Below are 8,692 nucleotides of genomic sequence, written 5' to 3' on the forward strand. Positions count from 1 at the left end.
CCTGCACGCTGCCAGCCGCCTGAAGGACACGCATGACCGCCTCCGATCCCGCCCGTCGCCGCGTCCTGCAAGGCTTGGGCGCCGGTTTCTTGCTGCCGGCCACTGCCGGTTGGTCCACGCGCAGCCTGGCCGCGCCGTCGGGGCGACCAATCATCACCGACGGTGTGCAGAGCGGCGATGTGCTGGACGACCGCGCGATGCTGTGGAGCCGTGCCGATCGCCCGGCGCGGTTGCGGGTGGAATGGGACACGCGTCCAAGCCTGCGTCAGGCGCGGCGCGTGGACGGCACGACCGCGTCGGCGGCGCACGACTTCACCGCACGCGCGGACCTGAGCGGTCTGCCGCGCAATCAGGACATCTTCTATCGCGTGCGCTTCGAAGATGCCGACAGCGGCGTGTTGAGCGCGCCCGTCCACGGCCACCTGCGCAGTGCACCGCAGGCGCGCGGCGATGTGCGCTTTGTCTGGAGCGGCGACACCGTCGGCCAGGGCTTCGGCATCAACCCGGACATCGGCGGCATGCGTATCTACAGCGCGATGCGCGAGCGCAATCCGGATTTCTTCCTGCACAGCGGCGATACCATCTACGCCGACGGCCCGATCCCGGCCGAGCTGACGGTGGAAGAGGGCAAGCGCTGGCGTAACCTCACCACCGCGGCCAAGAGCAAGGTGGCCGAAACGCTGGACGAATTTCGCGGCAACTATCGTTACAACCTGCTCGACGAGCATGTGCGCCGCTTCAACGCCGAGGTGCCGCAACTCTGGCAATGGGACGACCACGAAACCACCAACAACTGGTCGCCCGGCAAGCAACTGGATGCGCGCTATCAGGTGCGCGACATCGACGTGCTGGCCAGGCGCGCCCGCCAGGCCTTTCTGGAATATGCGCCGATGCGCGGCGTGCGCGCCGATGGCAACGGGCGCATCTACCGCAGGATTGCCTACGGCCCCTTGCTGGATGTCTTCGTGCTGGACATGCGCAGTGACCGCGGCGCCAACAGCGACAACCTGCAACTGCAGCCCGGCCCCGATGCCGCGTTTCTCGGGCCGGAGCAATTGGCGTGGTTGCAACGCGAACTGGCCGGCTCGCGCGCGCAATGGAAGGTGATTGCCGCCGACATGCCCATCGGCCTGCAGGTGCCCGATGGCGAAGATGCGAACGGGCGCCCGCGCTGGGAAGCGATCGCCAATGGCGACCCCGGCGTGCCGCGTGGCCGCGAACAGGAAATCGCCATGCTGTTGCGCTTCATCAGCCGCGCACGTATCCGCAATACGGTGTGGCTCACCGCCGACGTGCATTACTGCGCGGCGCACTACTACCACCCCGATCGCGCAGCGTTTCAGCAGTTCGAACCGTTTTGGGAATTTGTCGGCGGCCCGCTCAATGCCGGCAGTTTCGGGCCCAATGCACTGGATGCCACGTTCGGCCCGAGCGTGGTGTTTCAAAAAGCGCCACCTGCGCCCAACACCTCGCCGCTGGCCGGTTACCAGTTCTTTGGCGAAGTGGAAATCGACGGCCGCAGCGGCGTGCTCACGGTGACGCTGCGCGACCTGGATGGGGTGGCGCAGTTCCGTCAACCGATTCTGCCGCACGGCGTGGCGTAGAGGCCCACGCAGCGGACCGGTGACGCGCCCGCCAATGGATAGAACGCCAGCGCCGCGCGGCACTCCGGTGCCGCCCACCATTCGTGCAGCTGCCACTGCGCGGCCTGGCCAAGTTCCGGATCGCACCACTGCAGGTGCAGCGCGCCGTCGGGCGCGAGCGCATATGCAAGCCGGTGCAAGCCGAACGACAGGCCATGCCCATGGGCCTTGAGCAAGGCTTCCTTGGCGCACCACAGCCGAAAGAACAACGCGTGTTGTGCGTCCGGCGCCAGCGCAGCGAGCAAGGCGATCTCGTCGGGATGAAAGAAGCGTTGCGCGATCTCCAGCACACGCGGACGCGCGCGAATGCGCTCCAGATCCACGCCCAGTCGCACGCCTTCGCCCAGCCCCACCAGCAGATGCTCGCCGCTATGGCTCCAGCCGGTATCGCGGTCGGGCAGCGCCGGCTGCAGCGAGGGACGCCCGCGTGCATCGCGCTGCAATGGCACCAACGCCGGGTCGATGCCCAACGCCGGGCCGAGCAGCTGACGTGCCTGCGGCTCGCCACGTTCGCCGGGGCGGTGCGGGCGTAGCCATAGCTGCACCGGGCCAACCCGCCAGCTCGCATGCGCTGTCACGCGCCGTGCACCAAACCGAACAGTCGGCCACACCGTTCATCGCGTTCGACAGCTGCTTCACGTGCGGCTGCGTTGAATGGCGCCCATGCACCACTTCCGGTGCGCGCGAACAAGGAGATCGGCATCATGGGCATCATCATCTGGTTGATCGTCGGCGGCATCGTGGGTTGGCTGGCCAGCATCATCATGCGCCGCGACGCGCAGCAGGGCATCATCCTCAATGTGGTGGTAGGCATCGTGGGCGCGCTGATCGCCGGTTTCCTGTTTGGTGGCGGCATCAACCAGGCCATTACGCTGTGGACCTTCGTGTGGTCGCTGGTAGGTGCGGTGATTTTGCTGGCCATCGTCAACCTGGTGACCCGCGGCCGCCTGCGCTAACGCATCGCCTTAACGCTGTCGCATCGCATTACGTAACGCCCGGGCCTGCCCGGGCGTTGTCGTCTCAGCCTTTGGCGGCGATGCGATCGGCCGGATGGTGCACGCCGTCTTCCACCGGCACGGCAATGTTCAAGGCATATGGATTGACGCCTTCCAGGCAGCCAACGTTATAGCCGTATTCGTTGGGATTGGAGCGGCGCCGGTGGTGGGTATAGATGCCGCACACGCCGCAGAAATAATGCGCTGCCGTCTGCGTGTTGAATTGATACAACCGCAGCACTTCTTGGCCCTGCACGACATGCAGGCCATCGAGGGTGACCGACGCGACGATGGCGCCGCGCCGGCGGCACATCGAGCAATCGCAGCGGCGTGGATCGAGCAGGCCGTGCGGCAGATCCAGATCGATTTGCACTGCACCGCAGTGGCAACTCAGGCGATGCACCGGCCCCAGCGTGACATCGCCCACCTTGTGCGTGCTACGACGCAGATGCCGCTCGCTCATGCGCCGACCTCCGCCAGCCGCACCCACGCCGGTGCATGGTCACTGGGGCGTTCCCAGGTCCGCGGTTCGCGGTCGATGCCCGATTCCACCGCGCGTGCGCGCAAGGTATCCGACACCAGCGTCAGGTCGATACGCAGGCCCAGATTGCGGCGGAAACCGGCCTGGCGGTAATCCCACCAACTGAAGTGTTCGGCGTCCTGGTTGTGCAACCGGAAGGCGTCGTGCAAGCCCAGCGCCAGCAATTTGTCCAACGCGGCACGTTCGTCGGTCGAGGTGAGGATGTGGTGCTCGTTCCACACCGTTGCATCGTGCACGTCGCGCGCATCCGGGGCGATGTTGAAGTCGCCCAGCACCACCAGCTGCGGATACCGCTGCAGCTCCTGCGCGATCCAGTCGTGCGCTGCGGCGAGCCAGCGCAATTTGTAGGCGTACTTGTCGGTGCCCACGTCCTGGCCGTTGACCACGTACAGATTGATGATGCGCACGCCATCGACAGTGGCGGCGATGACGCGCTGCTGCACATCGTCCAGCCCAGGGATGCCCATCTGCACATCAATTGCCGGCGAGCGCGACAGGATCGCCACGCCGTTATAGGTTTTCTGCCCGCAGAACACGCTGCGGTAGCCCAGTGCCGCCAGTGCCGCATCGGGGAACTTGTGGTCTTCCAGCTTGGTTTCCTGGATGCCCACCACATCCGGCGCAGACGCAGCGAGCCACTGTTGCAGGTGCGGCAGGCGCACATTGAGCGAGTTGACGTTCCAGGAGGCAATCTTCATGGCGCGGACCGTGGTTCAAACCCCGAATGGTACCGCGCCATGTGTCGCCCTCAGGACGGTGGCGCCATGCGTCACCGCGCTGAGGCATTCCGCCGCGCGCTGCAGTTGTGTATTTGGGGAGGCGCGAGTGCCATCCTGGCACGTGCGTCATCGGTGCCGCCCCATGAGCTGGCGTATTGGCTCAGCGCAACTGACGCGCTCGCCGCCGAACGGTGGCGAGGGGCAAGCACCGACGCGCGGGCGCTGCCGGTCGGGCGACCGATGCCTGTGAGCCAAGGCGCGAGGCGGGCACCTGTACCGGACAGGTGCCATCAATTCAATCACTTACCGTGAAGCAATCCGCTCGGTCGAAGTAGGTAAGCTAGTCCGACCCCCCATGACACCGCTAGCCATGCCGTCATCCGCCGCAGTCGCGTTGCCGCCGCAGTCGCCTGCCTTTCCCAGCCTGAGCCGCAACGAGCGCGACATGCTCGACCGCCTGCGTCTGGCCGGTGCGCTCACCCGTGCCGACCTCAGCCGTGGCACCGGCTTGACCATGCAGACTGCGGTGCGCCTGATCGAAGGTCTGCACGCGCGCGGCATGGTGCAGATGGGCGAGGCGGTGGCACGCCACGGGCGCGGTAAGCCCGGGGTGGCGGTGTCGCTGAATCCGGCGCATGGGCACACGTTGGGCATCTCCATCGCCACCGATGCGCTGGCCCTGGCGCTGGTGGATTTTTCCGGTGCCCTGCTCGCCTGCAGCGAGGCCGCGCTGACCGACACCACGTTGTACGGGGTGCTCACCCAACTGCAGGCCGCCGATGCGGCGCTGCTGGCACGCGTGGACACAGCCGGCGCGCGCCTGGGCATCGGCGTGGCGCCGGGCGGGTACTTCACCGGCGAGGATGCCTTCATCCATCCGCCCGAACCGCTGCGCGCCCTGGGCCAGATCGCACTGTGCCCTTGGCTGGCCGAGGCGTTCGGGCAACCGGTCTGGATGGATAACGACGGCAGCGTTGCCGCCGCCGGCGAAGCGATGCTGGGCGTTGGCCAGCGCCATCGCGACTTTGCCTATCTGTCTGTGGGGTACGGCCTGGGTGGCGGCCTGGTCATCGACGGCCAGGTGATGCGTGGGGCACATGGCAACGCCGGCGCATTCGCCGACATTTTGCCGGCGCGGCAGCTGGAACGGGCCACCCTGGAATTGCTGCGCGAACTGCTGGCCGAAGACGGCCTGGCGTTTGCCGATGCGCGCAGCCTGCTGGCGGCCTACGATCCGGCCTGGACGGCGATCGAGCGCTGGATTGCCCGCAGCGTACCGGGGATCGCGTTGATCGTCTCGGCCATCACTGCCGTGTGCGACCCCGACGCCATCGTATTCGGCGGTCGCCTGCCGGGCGATCTGGCGCAACGCCTGATCGCCGCAGTGCAGATCGCCCACCTGCCACGCGGCGGGCAGACGCGCCTGCCGGCGCTGCTCCCGGCCGAAGCACCTGCCGATGCCTGCGCGATTGGCGCGGCCACCTTGCCGTTGAAGGCGCGTTATTTCGGCTGAGCGAGGCGCTGCCCCGCGCATGGCCGGCGCGGCTAGCGTCCTTGCTGCGAAGAGAGATGCGTTCCCTGGTGAGCCGAAGCGCTACCGTCATTTCGTAGTCGCGGCAGGCGGCGGCAGCAATCGTCGAACAGCTCCAGCGCCAAACTTCGTGCCTGTTGCTGCTGCTGTTGAGTAAGCGCGTCCAACACCTCGTCTTCGGCCTGCAGCGGCGCAGTTGCATCCAGCGGCCGCCCCGGCGGCTGGCGTGCGGCGAGTCGCCACGCGGCCGCATAGACCGGGTCGGGCGCATGCAGCAGGGGCGATTCCACCACTTGCGCCAGGGTATCGATGGCATCGCGGTGGCCTGCCAATGCCAGCGCTTCCAGGTCGCTCACGATGACAGCCACCTCGCGCTCTGCATCCGGCGACAACGTTTGCTGCGTGCCCGCAGGCGCGGCCGCCACGGCACGCTGCATCAGGTCGGCCGCGTGGTGCGCCAGCAGATAGCGCTGGGCATCCACATCGCCACGCGCGGCAGCTGTACGTAACATCGCCTCGATCTGCAAGGGCGTGTCTGCCACGCATCCGGCACGACCAGACAACCCTGCGACGATCACTCCACCGCGCGCGATCTGCGCAGCCTGTTCGTGCTGACGTTCGCGGCAGGCAAGTTGCTGCATGGCGGTATCGAACAGGCTGCGCGAGATGTTGTCCGATCGCTGGCGCGATCGGGCCGCGACCGGAGGCGTGCCTGGCATCATCGATTTATCCTGCACGTGCCGGGGGGCTGAAGCATGCAACGCGCACAGCCACCACGCGCTGCACGCCAGCAATACCATGACCGCGACACGCAGGCCCCAGCTCGGCCAAGTTGGCCGCTCGCCAGATGCATGCACGGTATGCACTTGGCTTGTCATGGCCCCCTCAATGCAGTGCCGCTTCCAGCGCGGCGCGATCGAAACGCACCGGATTGGCCTGACGCAATTGCTCCAATGCGTTGGCAGCCGCCTGGTCACGCAATTGCACCTCGATCTGTCCGCGTGCGCTGTCCAGGGTTGCCGGTCGCCGCGCATCGACACGGATCAGGTGGTAACCCTCCGCGCCACGTACCGGCGCCGACACCTGCCCCACCGCCAGGTCCTGCACCGGCGCGACGAACGCGTCCGCCACATTGCGCAGAAACATCGGCGACAGTTCGCCGCCTTCGGCCGCAGTACTGGCATCGTCGGACTGCCGCATCGCCAGTTCGGCAAACGGTGTGCCGGACTCCAGCTGTTGCTTGAGGCGCTGCGCCCGGGCAAGCGCCTGAGCATCGGTCAGGGGCGTCCCACGCCGCGCGGCGCCCTGCGGCTTCAACGCCACGAACAAATGGCTCAAGTGCACTTCATCGTAATCGTGGGGATGCGCATCGAACTGCGCTTTGATCTGCGCAGCATCGATCTGCGCGCTTTCGCGCGCACGCGTCTGCACGGCCTTGGCCAGGATCGCATCGGTCGCCTGACGTATGCGCGCGGCCACGACCGGGTCGTCCTGCAAATGCTCACGCCGAGCCTGCTCCACCAGCAACAGGCGATCGGCGAATTCGCGCACAAATTCCGGGTCGGCTGCACTGGCGGGATTGAAATCCTGTGGCAAGCCAGCCAGTGCAAGCACGCGGTACTCCTGGGCATCGAGCGCTTGCTTGCCGATCTGCAGCACCGTTGCCTGGTGACTGCGTACATCGGATACGGCAGCGCCGGCCTGCGCCGCTGCCACGCAGAAGATCAGGCTCACCGCTAGCGCAGCGAGCAACAAACGTGTGGACACCATACGACAACCTCCGTTAGACAAGACCCGACGGCGGTCAGCGCCGCCGTCGGGTCGGCCAGATGCACGCGTTATTCGTGCTTGCCGCGCGCACGCAGATAGGCGATGGCGGCCTTCGGGTCATCGGTGGTGATCAGGCCGAATGCCTCGTCGCGCACGATGAAATCCAGGTTGCCGCGATTGTCGGCGGTGTCGCGGCCACCGGAGTAGGAGAAATACAGATCCGACAAGGCATAGCAGCAGGCACCGCTGTTTTGATAGAACTTGCCGGCATACGGTCCATCGGGAATGGCCTGGAATACACCGACGCGATAACCGCGCTCACGAATGAAGTCGGCATCGCTTTGCAACAAGCCACCGAGCTGCTTGACGTTGATCTCCATCGTCTGCTGGCCGTCGTTCATCCACGCCGAGATCGTCTGGCGCACGTTGATCTTGCCCAGCATGTTGGTGGTGAACACCGGAATGCCGACCATGCCGCTACCGTCGGCACGGTAGGCATCGCGACTGGTGTACAGCGTTGCATTGACCTTGGCGGCGACATAGCTGCCGGACGCCAACCCGAACGCGCCTTCCGCCGCTTTGCGGACGGCGCGTACCGTCGCCGCATCCTTGATGTCGAACACCATCGGAGTGCGCAGGTTGTGCTGCTTGTAATAGGCGAACACGTCATCGACGCGCGGCACGTGATAGCCGGTAATGGTGGTGCGGTCCGGGCTCAACAGAAAGAGCGCGCTGACCTGCGACCAGGGCGTCACCAGGACCGACGGGTTCACACCCTGGTTGGTGATGGGATCGTATTTGACGCCGGGATGCTGCTGCCACACGGTGGTGGTACGGCCAAGATTGTAGTCGTGCAACAGGACCGGTACGCCATCGCTGGTGAGCTTGACGTCCAGCTCCACGCCATCCATGCATTGGTCGTTGGCAGCCTGCAGCGCGCCGCGCGAGTTCTCCGGCAGATCGGCGATCCCGGCGTATTTTCCCCATAGGCCGCGATGCGCCAGCACCGTGGTCTTGTCGGCACCATTGAACAGGATGGCATTCATTTTGGTTGCGCTGGAGTCGCCGCAGGCGGCCATCGCCCACTGTGGCAATGCTGCAAATAACGCGATTGTTCCCAGGCGCCGACAGGCACGGGCCAGCGTATGGATCTCACGGGAAGTGGTCATATCTGTTTGTCCAGAGTGAAGGAAGGTGCATCCCCAACGACAAGGACCGACGGGTCGACACCATCGATGCACTCGCCGGACAGCGCACTCGCTCAACGGACCAATGGCCGCGAGGGAGCGCAAGCCGGCCGCGATCGGCGGTCGGCTTGGCGAAAAAGTTAGGGAAGGTCTGATCAACTCACCGCAGATGCGCGACACTATCGCCTTATGTAGAGGATTCATCCATGCAGCTGACGTTCGGTGACGCTGAGGGCTTGGGCAAGCGTAAGCAGACCCGGCGCGAGATCTTTCTTGCCGAGATGGAGCAGGTTGTTCCGTGGCAGC

At 65.9% G+C, this 8,692-nt stretch carries 9 protein-coding genes and 1 pseudogene; 4 read left to right on the plus strand and 6 right to left on the minus strand.

Annotated features, from left to right (window positions below; translation table 11 throughout):
• Nucleotides 1–32: 32 nt before the first annotated feature.
• Nucleotides 33–1,604, plus strand: coding sequence for an alkaline phosphatase D family protein (locus tag J7367_RS03345; protein WP_007972830.1), 1,572 nt, complete (start codon nucleotides 33–35; stop codon nucleotides 1,602–1,604).
• On the opposite strand, the gene J7367_RS03350 is transcribed toward J7367_RS03345, so the two are convergent.
• The gene (locus tag J7367_RS03350) at nucleotides 1,574–2,221 is read right to left on the minus strand and encodes a 4'-phosphopantetheinyl transferase superfamily protein (RefSeq protein WP_042675837.1); all 648 of its coding nucleotides are present in this window, start codon (nucleotides 2,219–2,221) and stop codon (nucleotides 1,574–1,576) included. The genes J7367_RS03345 and J7367_RS03350 overlap by 31 nt on opposite strands.
• A 126-nt stretch (nucleotides 2,222–2,347) precedes the next feature.
• On the opposite strand from J7367_RS03350, the gene J7367_RS03355 reads away from it, so the two are divergent.
• A complete protein-coding gene (locus J7367_RS03355; RefSeq protein ID WP_005914591.1) occupies nucleotides 2,348–2,599 on the plus strand; it encodes a GlsB/YeaQ/YmgE family stress response membrane protein in 252 nt (83 codons plus the stop codon).
• A 64-nt stretch (nucleotides 2,600–2,663) separates the two neighbouring features.
• Here J7367_RS03355 and J7367_RS03360 read toward each other — a convergent pair whose 3' ends face one another.
• Together J7367_RS03360 and xth are read right to left on the minus strand one after the other, a co-directional pair.
• On the minus strand, nucleotides 2,664–3,101 hold the full coding sequence (locus tag J7367_RS03360) for a GFA family protein (RefSeq protein ID WP_057659022.1): 438 nt from the start codon (nucleotides 3,099–3,101) through the stop codon (nucleotides 2,664–2,666).
• Nucleotides 3,098–3,877 (minus strand): exodeoxyribonuclease III, encoded by a 780-nt coding sequence (gene xth, locus J7367_RS03365; RefSeq protein ID WP_057659024.1) that lies wholly within the window; start codon nucleotides 3,875–3,877, stop codon nucleotides 3,098–3,100. The genes J7367_RS03360 and xth overlap by 4 nt, the downstream gene beginning before the upstream one ends.
• Nucleotides 3,878–4,268: 391 nt before the next feature.
• Between xth and J7367_RS03370 the strand changes: the two genes are divergently transcribed.
• Complete coding sequence (locus J7367_RS03370; RefSeq protein WP_057659026.1) at nucleotides 4,269–5,411, plus strand: ROK family transcriptional regulator; 1,143 nt, start codon at nucleotides 4,269–4,271, stop codon at nucleotides 5,409–5,411.
• A 32-nt stretch (nucleotides 5,412–5,443) separates the two neighbouring features.
• Here the strand turns inward: J7367_RS03370 and J7367_RS03375 are convergent, their stop codons facing one another.
• From J7367_RS03375 to J7367_RS03385, 3 genes are all read right to left on the minus strand, one after another.
• Nucleotides 5,444–6,151: a hypothetical protein gene (locus J7367_RS03375; RefSeq protein WP_057659028.1), complete on the minus strand. Its 708-nt coding sequence runs from the start codon at nucleotides 6,149–6,151 to the stop codon at nucleotides 5,444–5,446.
• Nucleotides 6,152–6,314: 163 nt separating this feature from the next.
• Nucleotides 6,315–7,199 carry a peptidylprolyl isomerase gene (locus tag J7367_RS03380; RefSeq protein ID WP_057659030.1) on the minus strand — a complete coding sequence of 295 codons (885 nt, stop codon included), beginning with the start codon at nucleotides 7,197–7,199 and terminating at the stop codon, nucleotides 6,315–6,317.
• Between the two features lie 68 nt (nucleotides 7,200–7,267).
• A complete protein-coding gene (locus tag J7367_RS03385; protein WP_057659032.1) occupies nucleotides 7,268–8,368 on the minus strand; it encodes a glycerophosphodiester phosphodiesterase family protein in 1,101 nt (366 codons plus the stop codon).
• Nucleotides 8,369–8,592: 224 nt separating this feature from the next.
• Here J7367_RS03385 and J7367_RS03390 point away from each other — a divergent pair.
• A pseudogene (locus J7367_RS03390) lies at nucleotides 8,593–8,692 on the plus strand (IS5 family transposase); the annotation flags it as partial.

Origin of the sequence: Xanthomonas sp. D-36-1, from assembly GCF_017746155.1 — a bacterium.
GTDB lineage: Bacteria > Pseudomonadota > Gammaproteobacteria > Xanthomonadales > Xanthomonadaceae > Xanthomonas > Xanthomonas cissicola.

Excerpts from the sequence above, each read along its gene's own strand:
- J7367_RS03345 (WP_007972830.1), top strand. The coding sequence starts at position 33 with ATGACCGCCTCCGATCCCGCCCGTCGCCGCGTCCTGCAAGGCTTGGGC.
- J7367_RS03355 (WP_005914591.1), top strand. The coding sequence starts at position 2,348 with ATGGGCATCATCATCTGGTTGATCGTCGGCGGCATCGTGGGTTGGCTG.
- J7367_RS03360 (WP_057659022.1), bottom strand. The coding sequence starts at position 3,101 with ATGAGCGAGCGGCATCTGCGTCGTAGCACGCACAAGGTGGGCGATGTC.
- xth (WP_057659024.1), bottom strand. The coding sequence starts at position 3,877 with ATGAAGATTGCCTCCTGGAACGTCAACTCGCTCAATGTGCGCCTGCCG.
- J7367_RS03370 (WP_057659026.1), top strand. The coding sequence starts at position 4,269 with ATGCCGTCATCCGCCGCAGTCGCGTTGCCGCCGCAGTCGCCTGCCTTT.
- J7367_RS03375 (WP_057659028.1), bottom strand. The coding sequence starts at position 6,151 with ATGATGCCAGGCACGCCTCCGGTCGCGGCCCGATCGCGCCAGCGATCG.
- J7367_RS03380 (WP_057659030.1), bottom strand. The coding sequence starts at position 7,199 with ATGGTGTCCACACGTTTGTTGCTCGCTGCGCTAGCGGTGAGCCTGATC.
- J7367_RS03385 (WP_057659032.1), bottom strand. The coding sequence starts at position 8,368 with ATGACCACTTCCCGTGAGATCCATACGCTGGCCCGTGCCTGTCGGCGC.